The sequence below is a fragment of the Caldicellulosiruptor sp. F32 genome, from assembly GCF_000404025.1.
GTDB classification, from domain to species: domain Bacteria; phylum Bacillota; class Thermoanaerobacteria; order Caldicellulosiruptorales; family Caldicellulosiruptoraceae; genus Caldicellulosiruptor; species Caldicellulosiruptor saccharolyticus.
Window position 1 is genome coordinate 1 of record NZ_APGP01000030.1, and the last position, 20,427, is coordinate 20,427.

The following is a 20,427-nucleotide window of genomic DNA, read 5'->3' on the forward strand; positions in this document are numbered from 1 at the left end:
GTTGCTGTACCTGTTTGAATAAAATTAGAATGTACTCTTCCAGTTACAGGATTGATTGCTTGCATAAGGCCTTGACAGTAAGTTGTCAGTATTTTCGTATACATTCTATAATCCAAGATAAGAGGTACTATCTCATGTTTGTCATATAGCTCTTCTAACACCTCGGCATCTGTTGAATATCCTGTTTTAGTCTTTTTTACAACTGGAAGTTTTAGTTTTTCGAACAACACATATGAGAGTTGTTTAGGTGAGTTTATGTTAAACCACTCACCTGCTATCTGATAAATCTGTGTTTCTAACTTTAAAAGCTTGCTCTCAATCTCTTTTGTATACTCCTGCAAGGTGTTTTTGTCAACTTTAAAACCGATTTTTTCCATCTCATATAAAATAGGAACAAGAGGAATTTCTATATTTTCATAGACGTATTGGCATGAGTTCAAATCAATGAGCTTCGAAAGCTCGTCCCAAAGATTTCTTAATAAAATTGTAGCACCAGCCCATCTATTCTCTTTTATTATAGCTATATCAGTGTTGAGATAAGAAATAAATAATGTTTCTAAGTCGTATGAACTACGTGTACTGTCTAAAACATATGAAGCTAACATGACATCATTACAATTTTTTAGCTGGTAAGTATCACCAAAATCTACTCTATGGAGTATATTTTTTAAATCATACACAACCTTTTGAATACCTTGGTCCTTTAGTAGCTTTTCAACAATTCCTTTGTCAGCTGTTGTAAAGACAGCGGAACTGAGTTGATCATAGATGTAAAAAAGTCTTTCATCACCTGAGCATAACAAATAAATTTCTTTGCCCTTTATTTCAGAGATATCACATAGTTTTTTCATATTAAATTTTGGAAGCTGAACGGCTTGTTTTATCTCCTCAATCTCCTCTGAAAAACCAAGTCTTTTTATGAAACTTTTAAACTCAAGCTGAAGTAAAATTTGATACAGTTTTTTCTTATCCCATTCTCTTGTTTTTAACTCTTCAAGAGTTACTTCAATTGGTAAATCGCATATAATAGTTGCCAACTTTTTTGACAAAAACGCCATATCTTTACCTGCTTCTAACTTTTCTCGTAGAGAGTCTTTGATGTTTTTTAGATTTTGGTATATATTCTCTAAGGTCTGGTATTCTTCTAAAAGCTTTATAGCCGTTTTGCCCCCAATTCCCTTAACACCAGGGATGTTGTCTGATGCATCGCCCACTAAAGCTTTGTAGTCAACAACTTGATGCGCAAAGACACCATATTTTTCTTTTACATTTTCAACAGTATACAAATCTTCAGTTGTTTTGTCAAACCTCGTTGTGACTATCTTGACAATTACATTTTTATCAAGTAGCTGAAGGGTATCTCTGTCTCCAGTTATTATCACAATCTCTAAATTCTGGTTTTTGAGTCTATTTACAAGTGTGCCTATAACGTCATCAGCTTCATATCCTTCATATTCCAATATAGGAATGTTAAGAGCGCTAATTATTTCTCTCACATAAGGTATCTGTATTTGTAGAGAATCTGGCATTGGCTTTCGATTGGCTTTGTACTCTTCATATTCACTTTTTCGTGCAGCTCTGCCTTTTTTGTCAAACGCTACTGCTACATAATCTGGCCTTTCTGAATCTAAGTATTTTAAAAGTACATTTAAAAAACCATATATAGCGTTTGTAGGAATATTACTGGACGTTGTCAATTCTGGTAAGGCAAAAAAGGCCCTATAAAGAATACTATTCCCATCAAAAATGACCAATTTCATTTTTTATCTACCCTTTCAGTTAGTTTAATTGTGTCTTCCTTTCTGTATGAATAGTTATTCATATAAAAGTATCCCTCATTAAAATTATAATTCAAAATCAACAGACTTTTTAAATCCTCCGCTATTCTTTGATAATCCAAACGTTCATAATATTTAAAAAGCGTTTTATAAAGTTCATAACAAATATAAATTGTCATTGTTTCTTGAGGAAAGAGAAGATTGTCAAATCGCGTTTCAAAGTTCTCAATATTGATTAAAGTTCTGTCAGAAAAAAATTTATATGGTCTTACGATATTGTATTCAATTTCTTCTATTATTCTTTGTAAATGTGTAGCTGGCTCTTCTCCTCCCAAAAGGCAAAGCTGAAAATACAAAAATAAAATATAAGGCAGTTGATAATATGTCCTCAATCCAGTTAACATAATATTTTTATGGTAAAAGTTATAGTAAACATTTTGGTTTAAAATGAGTTCTTCTATCTGTTTTTTGAGATAAGCTAAGTCCTTAGCTGCTACCTTATAACTTTTTAAAAGGTTTAAATAATACATACTTGATGTCTGTAGTGTAGATGTATAGACAGAGTAAAAATTAGTTAGGTTCTTGGGGAAATATAGAAAAAATAGCTTATATATTCTACTCGGTATTATAGCAGACATTTTATACTTTTTAGCAATGTCATTTCCTGAGTATTTGGCGATATCTACTGCTTTAAATAAATTTTTAGATGGTTTTTGGAGAACTTCATATTTTATATCACAATGCTTTACAATATTATTTGATTTTAAAATACACTCATTTAGTGAATTTCTTTCAAAAATCTCAATGTTTATATTAATTTTTGAACCTTCTTTAACAGGTACAGATGTCAACAAATTTTGATAGTAAAAGTATGTTATATCATCGTCAATTGCAAATGAGTTGAAAAATCCTATATACAAAAAACCATCTTTTACTTTGGTACAAAACCTAAAGTACACATTGTTTATAGTTGAAGACCCAGAGATTTTTAATAGAAAATACTTCTTTCCCTTTTTCAAAACTACTATCTGGGAATTAGAATGTGAAAAGACAAGACCATTTTGGCCTTTTTGAAGTTTTGGCATGAACAAGACTTCAAAATCTTTTATATTTACTGCCACTGCTATGTTATTTATTTGGGTAGGTTTGTTGAAATTTATATTTACACTTAAATTGTTTTGATAAAATAAAAACTCATATGAGGTCTTTTCAAGTTTTTCCCCTAATCTTTTTATTTGTCCATCAATTTCTATATAACTGTGATTTTCAAGTACCATTCTTTCCCTTGTTCCTCTGTCCGTTTATATTAACTATTATACATCATAAAAATGCCCTAAGTCATCAAACTTTAAAACGACTTAGGGCACAAGTCTTAGAAGCTTTTTTATTTTTTCTCGAACATATCCTTACCAACGCCACAAATAGGACAAACCCAATCATCAGGTAAGTCTTCAAACTTTGTTCCTGGTTGAATGCCGTTTTCTGGATCACCTTTTTGTGGATCATACTCATAGCCGCATATAGTACAAACCCAAATATCCAATTTAGACCTCCACTCCTTACTTTTAAAAATTTTTTGACAAATTATTTATACCTCACTTCAAACCTTCCTAAACAGGTGGTTTAAAAAATTTCTTTATCACCTATATCAGTTCTGTAAAACATATTCCCAAAGTTAATCTTCTTAATTTCCTCATACACCTTTGCTTTTGCATCTTTTAACGTCTTGTCAACTCTTACAATGTTTAGTACTCTGCCACCTGCTGTTTTTATCTTGCCATCCTCAATCTTTGTGTTGGCGTGAAATACCACTGTGTCACTTTCAACCTTTTCAAGTCCTTCAATAACAAAACCAGTCTCGTACTTTTCTGGATAGCCTTTTGAAGCAAGCACAACACAAATTGAATAGTAATCTGAAAACCTCGCCTCAACGCCCTTCAAGTTGCCTTCTGTAGCTTTTACCATAATCTCTAAAAGTTCACTTTTCATGAGTGGTAAAATAGCTTGTGCTTCAGGGTCACCGAATCTGGAGTTGAACTCTAAAACCATTGGTCCTTCTTCTGTCAGAATTAATCCTCCATACAAAATACCCTTAAACGGTCTCCCTTCTTTCCTCATTCCATATATCGCTTTTAGCATAATATTCTCAATGATGTCTTCAAAAAGCTTTTTATCAACAAGCCTTGATGGAGAAAAGGCTCCCATTCCACCTGTATTTGGTCCTTTGTCACCGTCAAACGCTTTTTTATGGTCTCGTGCAACTGTCAAAGGCACAATGTCTTTACCGTCTGAGATTACAAAAACTGATATTTCTTCACCTTTTAAATAGTCTTCAATGACAATCTTTTCTCCTGCTTTACCAAATACCTTTTCTTTCATCATAAGATTGAGGGCATTCAAAGCCTCAAGTTTGTCTTGAGCAATTATCACTCCTTTGCCCAATGCAAGACCATCTGCCTTTATTACAAGAGGATACTTGTCGTTTTGATTTACAAAAGTTAAAGCCTCTTCATAGCTGTAGAACACATTGTATCTTGCTGTCTTTATACCGTACTTTTTCATCAGGTCTTTTGCGAACACCTTACTACTTTCTATCATTGCAGCATCTTTTGTTGGACCAAATGTCTTTATTCCAAACGATTCAAGATAATCAACAATTCCGTCTGCAAGTGGATTGTCCGGACCGACAATTACAAAGTCTATCTCTTTTTCTATGCAAAAGTCTTTTAGCTTACTAAATTTATTTACCTTTATATCAACACAAGTTGCAATTTCACAAATCCCTGCATTTCCAGGTGCACAGAACACGTCTTTGTAACCTTCAGTATAAATCTTCCATGCGATGGCATGTTCACGCCCACCATTTCCTACAATCAGGATTCTCATCTTTTGAAACACCTCTTTTTTAGTGTCTAAAATTAGTGCCTAAAATGCCTTATACCCGTAAATATCATAGCAATGTTATATTTGTTTGCAGCATCAATTGACTCTTTATCTCTAATAGACCCGCCAGGCTGAATAATAGCTGTAATTCCCGCTTTGCCTGCTGCTTCAACACTATCAGAAAATGGGAAGAAAGCATCTGACGCAAGTACTGCTCCATTCAAATCAAATCTTGAACGTGAGATTGCATGTTCAACAGCCCAGATTCTATTTGTCTGTCCCATACCTATCCCCAATGTCATTTTGTCCTTTGCAATAACTATTGCATTTGACTTTACATGTTTTACAACCTTCCAGGCAAATATCAAGTCTTCTATTTCCTTTTCTGTTGGCCTTCTTTCTGTTACAACTTGGTAATCTTCATTGAGCAATTTCCTGTCCTTTTCCTGCACAAGCATTCCACCATTTACTGACTTAACATCATAATATACATCAGTTTTATCCAAAGTTAGAAGTTTCAATATCCGAAGTTCTTTTTTTGTAGAAAGCAAAGATAGTGCATCTTCATCAAAGTCAGGAGCAATCACTATCTCAAGGAATATCTTTTTTAGCTCCTCAGCTGTTTGTCTATCTACCTTCCTATTAAATGCTACAATTCCCCCAAATATAGACACTGGGTCGCTATTGTATACTTTCTTATATGCCTCAAAGATATTGTCACCTGATGCAACACCACAGGGATTATTGTGTTTTATTGCAACACATGTTGGCTCATCAAACTCTTTTAAAAGTTCAATAGCACTATCACTGTCAAGAATATTGTTATACGAAAGATCCTTACCATGAAGCTGCTCAGCATTTGCTATATTGGACTTTTCAATAAACGGCAAAGTTATTTTATAAAAACTTGCCTGCTGATGAGGATTCTCACCATATCTTAGTTGCTTAGCCTTCTCAAGTGGAACTGTAAGTTGCTTTGGGAAAGAATTATCTTTTCTTACAAATCTGAAGTAGTTAAAAATCATAGAATCGTAGTACGAAGTGTATTCAAATACCTTTGTTGCAAGATAAAACCTTGTATCAAATGAGACATCACCATTTTCCTTTATCTCTTTTAATACAAGTCCATAGTCAGCAGGGTCTATTATGACAGTTGTATATTTGAAATTCTTGGCTGCAGCGCGAAGCATGGTAGGACCACCAATGTCAATATTTTCTATCACATCTTCAAATGCCACATTTTCTTTTAAAATGGTCTCTTTGAAAGGATAGAGGTTGACAACAACCATGTCAATTGGTGATATGTTTAGCTCGTTTAATGTCTTGACATGCTCCCTGTTGTCCTTTATTGCAAGAATTCCTGCATGAATATTTGGGTGAAGTGTCTTTACTCTTCCGTCTAAAATCTCTGGAAAATTTGTAACATCACTTATATTTATTACATCAACGCCATTTTCTTTTAGATACTTCATTGTTCCGCCGGTTGAAATAATTTCGTATCCGAGATTTTTTAGTTCTTTAGCAAACTCCAAAATACCATCTTTGTTATAAACACTTATAATAGCTTTCTTAGTCATGTCTCAATTCCCACCTTCTTTAAGATTTCTTTGTCTTTAATAATAACCTTTCTTCCAATGACTTCTATTTTATCCTCACAAAGAAGTTTAATCGCTACAGGGTATATCTTCCACTCCACCTCTTCTAAAACCCTTTTTTGCAAACTTTCAGGGGTGTCATCATCTCTTACATATATGGCCTTTTGCAATATTATGGGTCCGCCGTCTGTAGTAGAATCAACAAAATGGACTGTAGCACCTGTCACTTTCATTCCATATTCTATCACACTTTTGTGGACATTGAGTCCATACATTCCTTTGCCGCCAAAGGCAGGAAGAAGGGATGGATGTATATTCACAATACGATTTTTGAACTCTTCTACAAAATACTCTGAGAAAATATACAAAAATCCTGCCAAGATAATGTAATCAACTTTCCTTTCCTTCAGAAATTTGACAAGATACTTTTCGTATTCAATTTCACTTGGAAAATCCTTTTTAGAGATATAATATGCTTCTATTCGGTTTTGTCTTGCCCTCTCAAGTGCATAAGCATTCTTTTTATTTGAGATTACACAAGAGATTTGTGCACAAATCTCGCCATTTTTGATAGCATCTATAATTGCCTGTAGATTAGAACCTGAACCTGATACAAACACAGCTAACTTCTTCATCTTAGAACAACTCCGCCTTCGCCTTTTTCAATTGTACCTATTATATACGAACTAATATTTTCTTCTTTTAAAATCTTTATCGCTGTCTCAACATCGTCTTTAGAAACTATTAAAACCATGCCAATACCCATATTGAATGTGGAAAACATTTCATTTTCATCAACTTTACCATACTCCTGAATTAACTTAAATATAGGCAAAATATCCCATGATCCTTTTTCAATTACTGCCACAAACCCTTTTGGAAAAGCTCTTGGTATGTTTTCAAAAAATCCTCCGCCTGTGATATGAGCAATTCCTTTCACCTTTACTTTTTCTAACACTTTTAAAACCGGCTTTACATAGATTCTCGTCGGCTTTAAAAGCTCTTCACCAAGGCTTAAACCCAGTTCTTCAGAAACCTTTGTAAGGACTTTAGGATTCTCATCTATGCCAAAGACCTTTCTCACAAGCGAATAACCGTTACTATGAACACCACTTGAGGCAAGCCCAATTAGAATATCTCCTTCCTTTACATCTTGACCACAAATTGCTAAATCTTTTTTCACAAGACCTACTGCAAAACCTGCTAAATCATACTCTTCCTCCCGATAAAAACCAGGCATTTCAGCAGTCTCACCACCAACAAGTGAACATCCTGCTATTTTGCAGCCCTCTGCAACACCTTTTACTATGGTTGCTACCTTTTCACTTTTCAGCTTACCACAAGCAATGTAATCTAAAAAGAAAAGAGGTTTTGCTCCGTGGCACAAGATATCATTCACACACATTGCAACACAATCAATTCCAACAGTATCATGCTTGTCCATGTAAAAAGCAATCTTTAGCTTTGTCCCTACTCCATCTGTTCCTGAAACCAAGATATAATCTGAATTCTCTATATTTAACAAATACATACTTCCAAATGAGCCAATATCAGTTATAACATTTGAATCAAATGTCTCTTTTGCTATGTTTTTTATAAGGTTTACTGCTTTATAACCCTCTTCAATATTAACACCTGCATCCTTGTAGGTGGTCATTTTCAAACACCCTCTTCGAAGATATATTTATTAAAATTCTCTGGTAATTCGGTAACATACTTACCACTAAAACAAGCTGTACAAAAGTTTTGCAGCTTATTGTCAAATACGCTATTTAGGCCTTCTAAACTGAGATATTCGAGCGAATCAGCACCTAAAATCTTGGCAATTTCCTGAGGAGTGTAGTTTGCTGCAATTAGCTCATTCCTATCTGGTGTATCAATCCCATAGTAACATGGAAAGAGGACAGGCGGTGAGCTTATCCTAAGGTGTACCTCACGCGCACCTGCGTCTCTTAACATTTTTATTATCTTCCTTGAGGTTGTGCCCCTAACTATTGAGTCATCAATTAGCACAACCCTCTTTCCAGCTACATTGCTTTTTAGTGGATTTAGCTTGAGCCTGACAGCTATCTCTCTTTGGCTTTGTTGAGGCTTAATAAATGTCCTTCCTATATACCTATTTTTTATAAATCCTTCTGAAAATGGTATCTTTGCCTCCTCTGCATAGCCAATAGCAGCCGTTGTACCTGAGTCTGGAACTCCAATTACAATATCACACTCAACATAAGATTCTCTACAAAGCTGTTTACCAAGTTTTTTTCTGATTTCATAAACACTAATACCGTCAAGATACGAATCGGCTCTCGCAAAGTAGATAAATTCAAATACGCACAAGTGTTTGAAACTTTTCCCATATTTTATACTCTTAATTCCATCCTTAGTTACACTAACTATTTCACCTGGCTCCACATCTCTTATATACTCAGCGCCTACTGTATCTAAAGCACATGTTTCTGACGCAAAACAAATATTGTTGTTTATTTTGCCCATAACAAGCGGCCGCAGCCCATATGGGTCTCTTACCGCAATCAGTTTGTTTGGCGTCAATATCAAAAGTGAATACGCGCCTTTTATCTCATCCATTGTTTTGAGTATGGCCTCTTCTATATTCTCCGACTTTATTCTGTTTCGTGAAATCAAATTGGCAATTACTTCAGAATCAATGGTAGTTTGGAAAATAGCACCTTCTTGTTCAAGTTCCTCTCTGATAATATGTGCATTTACTAAATTTCCATTGTGAGCAAGTGCCATATGGCCTTTTCTGTATTTTACAACAAGTGGTTGAGCATTTTCTCTATTACTTTTTCCTGTTGTTGAGTATCGAACATGACCGATTGCTGAGTGCCCTTTGAGGTGGTTTAAAACCACCTCATTAAATACTTCATTAACCAGTCCATTGTCTTTGTGATAGATGATATTCCCTGAATCATTTACAGCAATACCGCTACTTTCTTGACCTCTATGCTGAAGAGCATATAGCCCAAAATAGGTAATTTTGGCACTATCTTGCTTTTTATCAGTACGGTATATTCCAAATATACCACAGTGGTCTTTAAAGGACTCTTCTAATTCTTTAAAACACATGGTATTGCCTCCTGATATATCCTCTCAACTTCATTCAAATCTAATTTTAGTTTTTTGTCATTTATTTGCCCAAGTATTTCAAACTTCTCTGTTACTTCACCAACTATTTCTAATTCAATACCGTTTAAAATTTCCCTTATCCTTGGAAGATTCTCTTCTTTAAATGTCACTAAGAATCGCCCTGGTGTCTCGCTAAATAGGTAAAAGTCTTCCCTCAAAGAAGTATTTACTTTAATCCCTGCACCTTTTTTACCTTTTAAAGCACTTTCTAAAAGAGCAATTACAAATCCACCATCTGAGATATCATGAACAGATTTAAATAAACCTTGATTGATACATTCTAAGACCTTGTCACATGTTTCTCTGTGTTTTTTTAAATCAAGCTTTGGTACTCTTCCAGAAACAATTCCATGGTAAAAACTTAAATACTCTGACGCACCTATATCATCTAAAGTCCTGCCTATTATCGCAATGACATCTCCCTCTTCCTTGAAGGATATGTCTACAGCCTTCTCAACATCTTCAATAACTCCTACCATTCCAATTACTGGTGTTGGATAAATCGCACCTTCTTCAGATTGGTTGTAAAAAGACACATTTCCACCTGTAACTGGTGTTCCAAAATATTCACATGCAACTCTTAACCCTTCAATTGTTTTTACAAATTGGTAGTAAATTTCTGGATAGAGTGGATTTCCAAAATTTAACCCATCTGTAATAGCAAGAGGTTTTGCACCTACCGCTACTATATTCCTATAGCTTTCTGCCAAAACAAGCTGAACTCCTTCATAAGGATTTAAATAGCAATACCGTCCGTTGCTATCAATTGTAACAGCAATACCTTTCTTAGTACCTTTGACTCTCAACAAACTTGCATCATGCCCTGGTCTTATAATTGTATCAGTTCTTACCATGTAATCGTACTGCCTATAAATATATTCCTTACTTGCAAGGTTTGGATTGGAAATCATCTTCAATATGGCCTCATTTAAATCTTGAGGCTGAGGAAGGGAATAAATGTCAAACTGTTGGGATATTTTTACAATCTCTGGTTCTTTTGTCTCTCTTACATAAGCTGGTGCATGGGCAAGTGCTTTTGCAGGAACCTCTGCAACAACATTTCCATTGTCAAGGATTCTTAACATCCCATCATCCGTGACTCTTCCTATCTTGACAGCATGAAGTCCCCATTTTTCAAATATCTTATAAACTTCTTCTTCCTTTTCCTTTTTTACAATAACAAGCATTCTCTCTTGCGACTCAGAAAGCATAACCTCAATTGGGTTCATACCCTCTTCTCTTTTTGGAACAAGCGCTACATCTATTTCAATTCCTGTTCCCGCTCTTGCAGCTGTCTCACATGTAGATGAGGTCAAACCGGCTGCACCCATGTCTTGAATTCCAACAACAGCATCTGTTTGGAAAAGTTCTAAGCATGCCTCAAGCAGCAGCTTTTCCATAAACGGGTCGCCAACTTGCACAGCAGACCTTCTTTCTTCTGACTCCTGTGTAAGGTCAGTTGATGCGAATGTAGCACCACCCATACCATCTCTTCCTGTTGTATGCCCAACATAAAAGACAGAATTGCCAACTCCCTCTGCAACACCTTTAAAAATTTTGTCCTTTTTCATAATACCAACGCACATAACATTTACAAGGATATTGTTTTTATAGATGGGGTCAAAAGTTGTCTCTCCACCAACTGTTGGAATACCTACACAATTACCATAACCTGCAATTCCTGAAACAACTCCTTCAAATAAGTACTTAGTTCTACTATCTTCAAGTTTACCAAACTTTAGTGAGTCCAAAAGCGCAATTGGCCTTGCACCCATTGTGAATATATCACGAATTATACCCCCTACACCAGTGGCTGCTCCTTCATATGGCTCAACAGCTGACGGATGATTGTGGCTTTCAACCTTAAAACACACTGCATATCCATCACCAATGTCAACAATACCCGCATTTTCTCCTGGTCCTTGTAAAATATGCTCCCCTTTTGTGGGAAGATGTTTTAAAAGCGCCTTTGAATTTTTGTATCCGCAGTGTTCAGACCACATAACACCAAAAAGATTAAGTTCTAATTCATTTGGTTCTCTTCCTAAAATATCTATAATCATTTTGTATTCTTCATATGTCAACCCAACCTCTTCATATAGGTGTTTTTTCAAAATATCTCACCTCGACCTCAGATAATTGATGATGCTCAAAAATACTCTTTTCCCATCCTCACAACCCAAAAGCTTTTCACTACTTCTCTCTGGATGGGGCATGAGTCCAAATACATTCTTTTCCTTGTTGCATATCCCTGCAATGTTCAAAATGGAACCATTTGGGTTTGTGTCTTCATTTACATTGCCATTTTTGTCACAGTACTGTAGGACTATTTGTTCATTCTCTATCATTTCTTGTAAAGTAGCTTCATCTACCACATAATTCCCTTCACCGTGAGCAATTGGCAGGTTTATTACTTCATTTTCTTTATAAAGGTTAGTAAACGGAGTTTTGTTGTTAACAACTTTAACATACTGGTCGGAACATATAAATTTTAAGTTTTTGTTTCTGATTAGAGCACCTGGCAAAAGATGACTTTCTGTCAAAATCTGAAACCCATTGCAAATCCCTATAACAAGACCTCCATTTTGAGCAAATTCTTCTATTCTCGGCATCACTTTTGAAAACCGTGCTATTGCCCCTGCTCTTAAATAATCTCCATAGGAAAAACCACCGGGCAGAATTATGCAGTCAAAATCCAATTTTTCATTATAATCATGCCATATATATTCAACATGTTCATTTATTACATCTTTGATAACATGATAGCAGTCACTGTCACAATTTGAGCCAGGAAAGACAACAACACCAAACTTCATTGTCTACTCCTCCGAAATATTAAACTTATACTCTTCCATTACTGGATTACATAGAAGCTTTTCGCACATGAGTTTTACCTCTTCTTTTGCCTTTTCAATGTCATTTTCATTTAAGTATACAACTATATACTTGCCCATCCTAACCTTTTCAACATTCTCAAATCCCAAACTCTTTAAAGAGTTCAAAACAGCAATGCCTGGGGGATCTGAAATAGATTTCTTTAAATATACAAAAATCTCTGCTTTAAGCACCTTTTTATTGCATCTCCTTTCTTTAAAAAACTTGTATTTTACAACCCAAGTCTTTTCAAAACCTCTTTGTAAGCCTCTTCAACATTTCCAAGGTCTCTTCTGAATCTATCCTTGTCTAATTTCTCTTTTGTGTTCATATCCCAAAATCTACATGTATCTGGTGAGATTTCATCGGCTAATATTATACTGCCTTTGTATCTTCCAAATTCCAGCTTAAAATCAATCAAATCAATATTTACCTCTTTCAAATACTCCCTCAGAATCTGATTGATTTTAAACGAATATTCCACAACTTTGTTAATTTCCTCTTCTGTTGCAAGTTCTAAAGCCAAGATATGATACTCATTTATTTGAGGGTCATGAAGTGCATCATTTTTATAGCAAAACTCTAAAACTGGCCTTTTTAGGGCTGTTCCTTCTTCAAGCCCAAGCCTTTTGCAAAGTGAACCTGCAGCAATATTTCTCACAATGACCTCTACAGGAATTATCTCCACTTTCTTTACAGCTGTCCTTCTTTCGTCTATCTGCTCAATAAAATGTGTAGGAATACCTTTAGATTCTAATAATTTGAAAAAATGGTTTGAAATTTTGTTGTTTACTATACCTTTTTCATTAATTATACCTCTTTTTGTACCATCAAAAGCAGTTGCATCATCCTTATATTCAATTATAACAATGTCATCAACGTCTGTCTCATAAATCTTTTTTGCCTTTCCCTCATATAACAATCCTTTCATTTGATAACTCATAATTATAAAACCTCCTAAAGTTCTGTTGACAAATATTAGACTCTTATTATTGATATTTCAAAATGTATAATTATTCAAAATTCTAAGTTTTAAAAGGGGAGCATTATCTTTGCTCCCCTTTTTTTTCTAATGGGCGATGACCATAAATCTTAAGATGAACAGAATAGCAAGCACATAAGTAATTGGGTGAACCTCTTTTGCTTTTCCTCTTAAAAGTTTGACTAAAACGTAGAATATAATACCAGCTGAAATACCATTTGCAATACTGTAAGTAAATGGCATTATCACTATTGTCAGAAATGCTGGTAGAGCTTCTTCAAAGTCGTTAAAATCAATCTTCTTTATTGAGCTTATCATCATAACACCAACAGCGACAAGTGCTGGAGCTGTAGCCTGGGATGGAACAAGCCCGATAAACGGAGCAATAATCAGTGCAAGGATAAACAGAAGTCCTGTCACAAGAGAAGTAAGACCAGTTCTTCCACCTTCCTCTATACCTGCAGCACTTTCGATATAGGTTGTTACAGTAGAGGTACCAAATATAGCTCCAACAATTGTAGCTATCGCATCTGACATAAGTGCTCTGTCCATATTAGGAATATCACCTTTTTCGTCAAGCATACCTGCTTTGTCAGCAAGTCCAACAAAGGTACCAATACTATCAAACATGTCAATGAGTGTAAATGTCAAAATTATTGCAAACAAGCTCAAAAGTACAGCTCCAATTCCTCCACCTTGGTTATGCGCAGAAAACAGTCCTGCAAAATCAAAGTTGAAAGCAGAAACCTTGAATGCTTCTAAACTAAATTTAAACTTTGAAAGGTCAACAATTTTCAGTGGAAAGCTGATTATTGTGGTAATTATAATTCCAATTATTATTGCACCTTTTACTCTTCTTGCAATCAAAATTCCAATTATCAAAAGTCCAATTACAGCAACAAGTGCACCACGTGAAGCTATTATACTCTTGTTTATATCAGGATTATTTGTAAAAGAATTGAATGCTGCAGTAAAATCACCAAATTTTGGCAGTTTCGAACCTGGGTCAATAACCACTATCCCACTGTTGATAAACCCTATAAAAGCAATAAACAGTCCTATACCTGCAGTCATTGCATGTTTTAAAGATTGTGGAATTGACTTCACTATTGCTTGTCGCAAACCTACAGCAGTTATTAGAACAAATATTATACCTGATATAAACACTGCAGCAAGAGCTTGTTGAGGAGTGTATTTCATCTGGAGGCACACTGTATATGTGAAAAATGCATTAAGCCCCATTCCCGGTGCCAAAGCAAATGGAAGATTTGCATAGAGTGCCATTATAAGTGTACCGACAGCAGCCCCAATACATGTTGCAAAAAACACTGCCTGCTTGTCAAGACCAGTTGTACTGAGGATTGTGGGGTTGACAAATATTATGTAAGCCATTGTTATAAACGTTGTAAAACCTGCTATTACTTCTGTTTTTACATCAGTCTTTCTTTCTTTCAGCTTAAATAAGTTTTCTAACACAAATCATACCACCTTTCTTCGAACATTTTTATAATTGTAAATCCGAATGTTTGGACATTACAAATACATATTATCAAAGCAATTACCGTAGTGTCAATAATTAATTGTGAACAAATTTAAAAAAGTTATTTATAATATTCGGAATGATTATTTACAAAAAAAGAGACCATCATCTTTCCTCTGGTGATGGTCTCTTTTTTGGCAATTTATTATACACTTATTGTTAATCATTTGTATTTATTGGTGCACCAAGTGTTACTTTAAAATCTTTAGTTTGTCCATCACGCAATACCCTTATAGTAATCACATCTCCAATCTTATGAGTAGAAAGTATTGATTGAATATCTGAAAATGTAGTTACCTTTTTACCATCTATCTGGAGAATTAAATCTCCTTCTTTTAGTCCCGCCTTTGCTGCACCAGTGCCTGAATATACTTTAGAGATATATAAACCTACAATATTTCCAGCTCTGTCGTAGTACTCCATAACAGAAATACCTATTGTTGGCCTTAAAACTTTTTTGTATTTAATCAAGTCATTTACAATTGGCTTTACATAGTTTATTGGTATAGCAAACCCCATTCCTTCAACGCCTGTTTGAGATATCTTAGCAGTGTTTATACCTATTACCTGTCCACTGCTATTTACAAGTGCTCCACCACTGTTTCCGGGGTTTATTGCCGCATCTGTTTGTATCAAGGGTATCTGTATACCATTTCCCACGTCAAGTTTTCTATTGACAGCACTTACAACACCAAATGTAACAGTACCAGCAAACTCCTGACCTAACGGATTCCCTATTGCAACAACAAACTCACCCACCTTAACCTTTGAAGAGTCTCCAAGTGGTGCAACAGATGTTACATATTTTTGATCAATCTTTATAACTGCAATGTCACTGAGTGCATCTGTTCCAACAATTGTTGCTGGAACTTCCTTTTCACCCGATAGAATTACTGAAATGCTGCGTGCACCTGATACAACATGGTTATTTGTAACAATATAACCATCTTTGCTTATAATAACACCTGAGCCCTCACCAATTGTAACCTCTTGTGTCTCATCAGTCCACCAGTTGTATGCAGTGCCTTTGTTTTTGATACCTACAACAGCTGGTCCAACTTTTTTAGCAACATCTGTAACAAATGAATCGTTACCTGAATTTAGAACCACTGTTTTAGTAACAGGTGCTGAGTTATTTGAACTTTCCAAGTTAAGACCGCTTATAGCTGAGTTTACATCGTTTTTGAAGTTAGCAAAGTTAACACCAAAATATCCCATAAATATTATTGAAACCAGTAGAGCACCAATCAAGCCGCCAATGAAGCCTGCAAATAAGTACCCTTTTAAAGATTTCTTTTTCTTTATAGTTCTTGGAACCTCAAAGTTAATAGGACTATAAGAAGGTTGATAATTTGGTGTTTCGAAATCAAATTTATCAGACATCTTATCCTCACCTCTTATACTTTATTTTTTCACTTATAATTTTACCCCTTGTTTTTGAAAAAATTTTTAACGAACTGTTAACAAATAATAAAAATTATTTTAAATCAAGAGTAAATGTAAATTTTGTACCCACACCCTCTTCACTTTCAACCCAGATATTCTGCTTATGGAGCTTTATAATCTCCTTTACTATAGAAAGTCCCAAACCTACGCCCTTTTCAAGGCTGCGCGACTCATCAACCTTGTAAAATCTTTCCCATATGAGTTTTTGAAGCTTTTCAGGTATGCCAATGCCCGTGTCTTGAATTGTGATATATGCTTTGCCATTTTCAACTTCGGAATATACATATATCTTACCCCCGACTTTATTGTACTTTATCGCATTATCCAAAAGGTTGTGAACTACCCTGCTAATCAAATCCCTATCTGCCTTAACCACAAGATTTTCATCTACTTCCAAAAATACTTCTATCTTTTTCTCTTCAATTCGCTTTTCAAACTTAATCAGTTCTTCTGCTATAACAGAATAAATCTTAAATGTGCTCAAATTTAAATTTATCTTCCCCCACTCAAGTCTTGACAATTCTAAAAGTTGATTTATTAAGTTGTTAAGTTTTATAACCTCTTCTTTCACTAAGTTTAAATAAAAATCTCTTTTGTCATCAGGAATTGTCCTATCAAGTATACCTTCAATAAAACCTCTTATAGATGTAAGTGGAGATCTTAGCTCATGAGAAACATTTGATATAAAACTTTTCCTCATCATCTCTAAGTTTTCTAACTTTTCTGTCATGTAATTAAAAGAAGCTATAAGCTCCCCAATCTCATCACTGCTGTTAAGTGGCATAAGAATCTTTTCTGAAAAATCTCCTTCTGCAATTTTTCTTGAAACACTTGCAAGCTTTTTTATTGGGGTGATAATTTTCTGTGTAAGCGTATAGGTTATAATCAACACAAGAATTACCTCAAACAATGTAATAAGCCATATTATTCTATTGTACATCCTAAGTGTTTGCCGAATATCGTCTGTTGATGTGATAAGCAAAAGTCCAGAAACTACTTGATTATTTATTACAACAGGATACCCAATTATAAGATATTCTTTTTTTACGATAGCCCCTATTAATGTCTTCTCAACAGCGATATTACCACTGAATACCTTATCTCTAATCCTTTGAAGAATTGAATCATTTATAAAAACTTGTTCATCTGAATTTAGTACAACATTTGCATTTCTGTTTATCATTAATATTGAGGCATTTAAATAGTCACGTAAAAAATTTATCTCAAATCTAAGCCTATCCCTTTCTAAAAAGCCTGTGATATACCAAAGAGCAAGACCTGTTGCAATCTTTTCAGCTTCACGGACAAGCTGAGTTTGTTTTTGTGATATAAAATAATTTTCAGTAAGATTGTTAAGTATTGTTCCAAATATTAGAAAACCCATGACAATTATAACCGTGTAGATAGTAACAAACTTAAAGTATATAGATTTCAATTTAATTCACACCCTTAAGGCAAATTTAAATTTCAAATTTATAACCAACACCCCAAACAGTTTTGATACGCCAAGGGTATTTATCTTTTTCTATTTTTTCCCTAATCCTTTTAATATGGACATCAACAGTTCTGGTATCGCCCAAAAAATTATAACCCCATATGTGGTCAAGAAGTTGTTCACGTGTAAATACCTTATTAGGATGAGATGCTAAAAAATATAAAAGCTCTATCTCTTTTGGCGGCATCTCTATAATCTTGTCCTCTAGCTTTACCTCGTATGTAGTTAAATTGATGGTAAGGTTAGGATAAACAACCACTTTTTCGTCGTTCACTTCACCTTGAGTTCTTCTTAACACAGCTTTTATTCTTGCAATGAGCTCTTTTGGGTCAAATGGCTTGACAATATAATCATCTGCTCCAAGCTCTAAACCCAACACTTTATCAAATGTTTCACCTTTTGCAGTGAGCATTATAATTGGAATATTACTGATTTTTCTGATTTCTCTGCATACTTCATACCCATCTTTTTTAGGGAGCATAATATCCAGTATGACTAAATCCGGCATCTCGTGTTTAAACATGGTTATACCATCGCTGCCATTGTGGGCGATTACAACTTCAAAACCTTCTTTTTCTAAATACAGTTTAATAACCTCACAAATCTTTACATCATCATCAATGACTAATATCTTCATTTCATTCCTACCCCTTCTACACCACTTTATAGATTTCATCAATTGGTAGTTCATCTATAAGTATAATCTCACCGTTTGAACTTATAAACTCTATCTTTGGTTCTTCAATAATCTCTCCGACAACGCAGCAATCAATCCCTTTCTCTTTGAGCTCATAGAGAAGCTCATTTTCTTTATCAGTAGTAATCAGCATACTTCCACTTGAGATAAGTTTATACGGATTTAAATTATAAAAAGAAGAAACCTTCTTAACACTACTACTCAACACAATTTTTTCCTCATAGATTCTCGCACCTTTTCCTGAAGCCTTACAAACCTCAAAAATTGCCCCAAAAAGGCCACCTTCAGTGATGTCGTGCATAGAACTTGCATATTTTCTCGCAACCAAGCCTTCTTCAATCACACTCAGCTTGTTGATATAATTCTCTATTTCTGAAACTTCCTCTGGAGTTAAAAATGTTTTTAGCTTTTCTTTTTTTTCATTATATAGTATAAATGTGCCTTCTATCCCCAATGTCTTTGTGATGATAATCTTATCACCCACTTTTGCTTTACTGGTAGAGATGAGCATGTCCCTTTGTACCTTACCAAAACCTGTTGACACAATCAATGGCTTTGTAACAACGGGCGATACTTCACTGTGACCACCTAAAAGTTGTATATTAAACCTTTTGCAAGCCTCTTTTATATCCTGCAAAATTTGAATAAACTCCTCTTGGCTACTTTCTGGTGGCATAAGGACGGTACATAGCACTCCTATTGGCTCAGCACCTGCTGCAGCCAAATCGTTGCAAACCACAACAACTGAAAGATATCCAATCATACTGCCTGCTGCTGTTATTGGATCCATTGTGATAACAGCAATATCACTTTTAATATCAACTGCCGCTGAGTCTTCTCCAATAGCTGGTGCAAGAAGAATGTCACTTCTTTCCGGTTTTTGGTCAAACACATGCTCCTCTAATATTTCAATAGGAATTTTTCCTATTTTCAAACAAAAGACCCCCTTTTTGGTCAAAATTAAAATACTCTGTCAGGTAAAAATATATCAAACATTCCAACTACAAAAGAGGTTATTAAATTTGCAACAAAAGGTACCTTTATTCCAGGGACTGACATATTGGCAAAATATAAGATAGCAAAAGTTACCAAAAAAGCAATAATCCCTCTTCCTATCGGTGTTCTGTACAATGTAGTAATCCTCTCAATTATATATGTTACCACAGATATCGCAGCAATTAAAGCTATTCCAGCCATCCAGTTGCTAAAAACAAAATTTGGATAAAGTATTTGCATTAAGAGCATCATAAAAGATGCAACAACAAACCTTACTATAATGCCAAGCCAGCTTGCATATCTTCTTTCTCTTTTTTCACTCATAACAAAAGCACCTCCCTATTTGTAGCTTTTCACGTTCGTTAATTTCTTATTCATTGGAGGTGCTCTTGAGCTTTTTATATTCACTTAGATATTTCACTGTGTATACTATAAGTGCAAATATTGCAAATACCACTGCTATCACTAAAATGTAAAGTGATATTTTCATCTTCAAGAGAAGAGATATTATAGCAATGTAAAACAAAACAGTGGCAATCTTTCCATATATGTTGGCCGAAACTACAATTTTTATTTTTCCATATAAAATGACTGAGCCTACAATCATAAAGAGTTCTTTAAACAGTATAATGTAAAAAACAATAGAAGGAACATAACCCTTGTAGGCCAAGCACCATAAAACGGTAAGTATCATAAGCTTATCAGCCAGTGGGTCAAACAGCTTTCCAAATTCTGTTACCATATTATAACGACGAGCAATAAACCCGTCTAAGACGTCAGTAAGACCTGAGAGCAAAAATACTCCTATTGCTATCAAATAGTTGTATTTAACGCTTGAGAAAAAGACTAAAACAAAAAGAGGAATTAAAAAGAATCTTAAAATAGTAAGCACATTGGGAAGGTTCAATAAATACACCTCTTTATTCTCTTTTGTCACTTTTTAAGATTTTATCACATTTTTATGAGAATATCCATATCAAAAAGGCCTTTTTGAAAT

19 protein-coding genes are annotated in these 20,427 nt (G+C 34.7%); all 19 read right to left on the reverse strand.

Features of this window, described 5'->3' with window-relative positions; genetic code table 11:
* Positions 1-1,760, reverse strand: a 1,760-nt coding sequence (locus H964_RS02325; protein ID WP_039764334.1) for a DNA polymerase, incomplete at its 3' end; no start/stop codon positions are given.
* The gene (locus tag H964_RS02330; protein ID WP_039764335.1) at positions 1,757-3,055 is read right to left on the reverse strand and encodes a hypothetical protein; all 1,299 of its coding nucleotides are present in this window, start codon (positions 3,053-3,055) and stop codon (positions 1,757-1,759) included. The genes H964_RS02325 and H964_RS02330, both read right to left, overlap by 4 nt.
* 107 nt (positions 3,056-3,162) lie before the next feature.
* Positions 3,163-3,321: a rubredoxin gene (gene rd, locus H964_RS02335; protein ID WP_011917510.1), complete on the reverse strand. Its 159-nt coding sequence runs from the start codon at positions 3,319-3,321 to the stop codon at positions 3,163-3,165.
* A gap of 80 nt (positions 3,322-3,401) precedes the next feature.
* Positions 3,402-4,664, reverse strand: coding sequence for a phosphoribosylamine--glycine ligase (purD, locus tag H964_RS02340; RefSeq protein WP_039764336.1), 1,263 nt, complete (start codon positions 4,662-4,664; stop codon positions 3,402-3,404).
* A 32-nt stretch (positions 4,665-4,696) separates the two neighbouring features.
* On the reverse strand, positions 4,697-6,238 hold the full coding sequence (gene purH, locus H964_RS02345) for a bifunctional phosphoribosylaminoimidazolecarboxamide formyltransferase/IMP cyclohydrolase (protein WP_039764337.1): 1,542 nt from the start codon (positions 6,236-6,238) through the stop codon (positions 4,697-4,699).
* Positions 6,235-6,891 carry a phosphoribosylglycinamide formyltransferase gene (gene purN, locus H964_RS02350; protein WP_039764338.1) on the reverse strand — a complete coding sequence of 219 codons (657 nt, stop codon included), beginning with the start codon at positions 6,889-6,891 and terminating at the stop codon, positions 6,235-6,237. Before purN ends, purH begins: the two co-directional genes overlap by 4 nt.
* Positions 6,888-7,913 carry a phosphoribosylformylglycinamidine cyclo-ligase gene (purM, locus tag H964_RS02355; protein ID WP_039764339.1) on the reverse strand — a complete coding sequence of 342 codons (1,026 nt, stop codon included), beginning with the start codon at positions 7,911-7,913 and terminating at the stop codon, positions 6,888-6,890. Before purM ends, purN begins: the two co-directional genes overlap by 4 nt.
* 2 nt (positions 7,914-7,915) lie before the next feature.
* Positions 7,916-9,340 (reverse strand): amidophosphoribosyltransferase, encoded by a 1,425-nt coding sequence (gene purF / locus H964_RS02360; RefSeq protein WP_039764340.1) that lies wholly within the window; start codon positions 9,338-9,340, stop codon positions 7,916-7,918.
* Entirely contained in the window at positions 9,322-11,514 is a 2,193-nt protein-coding gene (gene purL, locus H964_RS02365) for a phosphoribosylformylglycinamidine synthase subunit PurL (protein WP_039764341.1), read from the reverse strand. Before purL ends, purF begins: the two co-directional genes overlap by 19 nt.
* 6 nt (positions 11,515-11,520) lie before the next feature.
* A complete protein-coding gene (gene purQ, locus H964_RS02370) occupies positions 11,521-12,216 on the reverse strand; it encodes a phosphoribosylformylglycinamidine synthase subunit PurQ (protein ID WP_039764342.1) in 696 nt (231 codons plus the stop codon).
* 3 nt (positions 12,217-12,219) lie between these two features.
* Positions 12,220-12,468 carry a phosphoribosylformylglycinamidine synthase subunit PurS gene (purS, locus tag H964_RS02375; protein ID WP_039764344.1) on the reverse strand — a complete coding sequence of 83 codons (249 nt, stop codon included), beginning with the start codon at positions 12,466-12,468 and terminating at the stop codon, positions 12,220-12,222.
* Positions 12,469-12,506: 38 nt separating this feature from the next.
* Positions 12,507-13,217, reverse strand: coding sequence for a phosphoribosylaminoimidazolesuccinocarboxamide synthase (gene purC / locus H964_RS02380; protein WP_039764346.1), 711 nt, complete (start codon positions 13,215-13,217; stop codon positions 12,507-12,509).
* 126 nt (positions 13,218-13,343) lie between these two features.
* Complete coding sequence (locus H964_RS02385; RefSeq protein WP_039764347.1) at positions 13,344-14,732, reverse strand: NCS2 family permease; 1,389 nt, start codon at positions 14,730-14,732, stop codon at positions 13,344-13,346.
* Positions 14,733-14,955: 223 nt separating this feature from the next.
* Positions 14,956-16,179 carry a S1C family serine protease gene (locus H964_RS02390; protein ID WP_039764349.1) on the reverse strand — a complete coding sequence of 408 codons (1,224 nt, stop codon included), beginning with the start codon at positions 16,177-16,179 and terminating at the stop codon, positions 14,956-14,958.
* A gap of 94 nt (positions 16,180-16,273) precedes the next feature.
* Entirely contained in the window at positions 16,274-17,677 is a 1,404-nt protein-coding gene (locus H964_RS02395; protein WP_039764351.1) for a sensor histidine kinase, read from the reverse strand.
* Positions 17,678-17,702: 25 nt separating this feature from the next.
* The gene (locus tag H964_RS02400; RefSeq protein WP_039764352.1) at positions 17,703-18,374 is read right to left on the reverse strand and encodes a response regulator transcription factor; all 672 of its coding nucleotides are present in this window, start codon (positions 18,372-18,374) and stop codon (positions 17,703-17,705) included.
* Positions 18,375-18,390: 16 nt separating this feature from the next.
* Positions 18,391-19,368, reverse strand: a complete 978-nt coding sequence (locus tag H964_RS02405; RefSeq protein WP_039764353.1) for an AIR synthase family protein — start codon at positions 19,366-19,368, stop codon at positions 18,391-18,393.
* A gap of 26 nt (positions 19,369-19,394) precedes the next feature.
* Complete coding sequence (locus tag H964_RS02410) at positions 19,395-19,754, reverse strand: phage holin family protein (RefSeq protein WP_039764354.1); 360 nt, start codon at positions 19,752-19,754, stop codon at positions 19,395-19,397.
* Positions 19,755-19,800: 46 nt separating this feature from the next.
* Complete coding sequence (gene pgsA / locus H964_RS02415; RefSeq protein ID WP_039764356.1) at positions 19,801-20,337, reverse strand: CDP-diacylglycerol--glycerol-3-phosphate 3-phosphatidyltransferase; 537 nt, start codon at positions 20,335-20,337, stop codon at positions 19,801-19,803.
* Positions 20,338-20,427: the final 90 nt, after the last annotated feature.

Excerpts from the sequence above, each read along its gene's own strand:
- H964_RS02330 (WP_039764335.1), bottom strand. The coding sequence starts at position 3,055 with ATGGTACTTGAAAATCACAGTTATATAGAAATTGATGGACAAATAAAA.
- purD (WP_039764336.1), bottom strand. The coding sequence starts at position 4,664 with ATGAGAATCCTGATTGTAGGAAATGGTGGGCGTGAACATGCCATCGCA.
- purH (WP_039764337.1), bottom strand. The coding sequence starts at position 6,238 with ATGACTAAGAAAGCTATTATAAGTGTTTATAACAAAGATGGTATTTTG.
- purN (WP_039764338.1), bottom strand. The coding sequence starts at position 6,891 with ATGAAGAAGTTAGCTGTGTTTGTATCAGGTTCAGGTTCTAATCTACAG.
- purM (WP_039764339.1), bottom strand. The coding sequence starts at position 7,913 with ATGACCACCTACAAGGATGCAGGTGTTAATATTGAAGAGGGTTATAAA.
- purF (WP_039764340.1), bottom strand. The coding sequence starts at position 9,340 with ATGTGTTTTAAAGAATTAGAAGAGTCCTTTAAAGACCACTGTGGTATA.
- purQ (WP_039764342.1), bottom strand. The coding sequence starts at position 12,216 with ATGAAGTTTGGTGTTGTTGTCTTTCCTGGCTCAAATTGTGACAGTGAC.
- purC (WP_039764346.1), bottom strand. The coding sequence starts at position 13,217 with ATGAGTTATCAAATGAAAGGATTGTTATATGAGGGAAAGGCAAAAAAG.
- H964_RS02390 (WP_039764349.1), bottom strand. The coding sequence starts at position 16,179 with ATGTCTGATAAATTTGATTTCGAAACACCAAATTATCAACCTTCTTAT.
- H964_RS02400 (WP_039764352.1), bottom strand. The coding sequence starts at position 18,374 with ATGAAGATATTAGTCATTGATGATGATGTAAAGATTTGTGAGGTTATT.
- H964_RS02410 (WP_039764354.1), bottom strand. The coding sequence starts at position 19,754 with ATGAGTGAAAAAAGAGAAAGAAGATATGCAAGCTGGCTTGGCATTATA.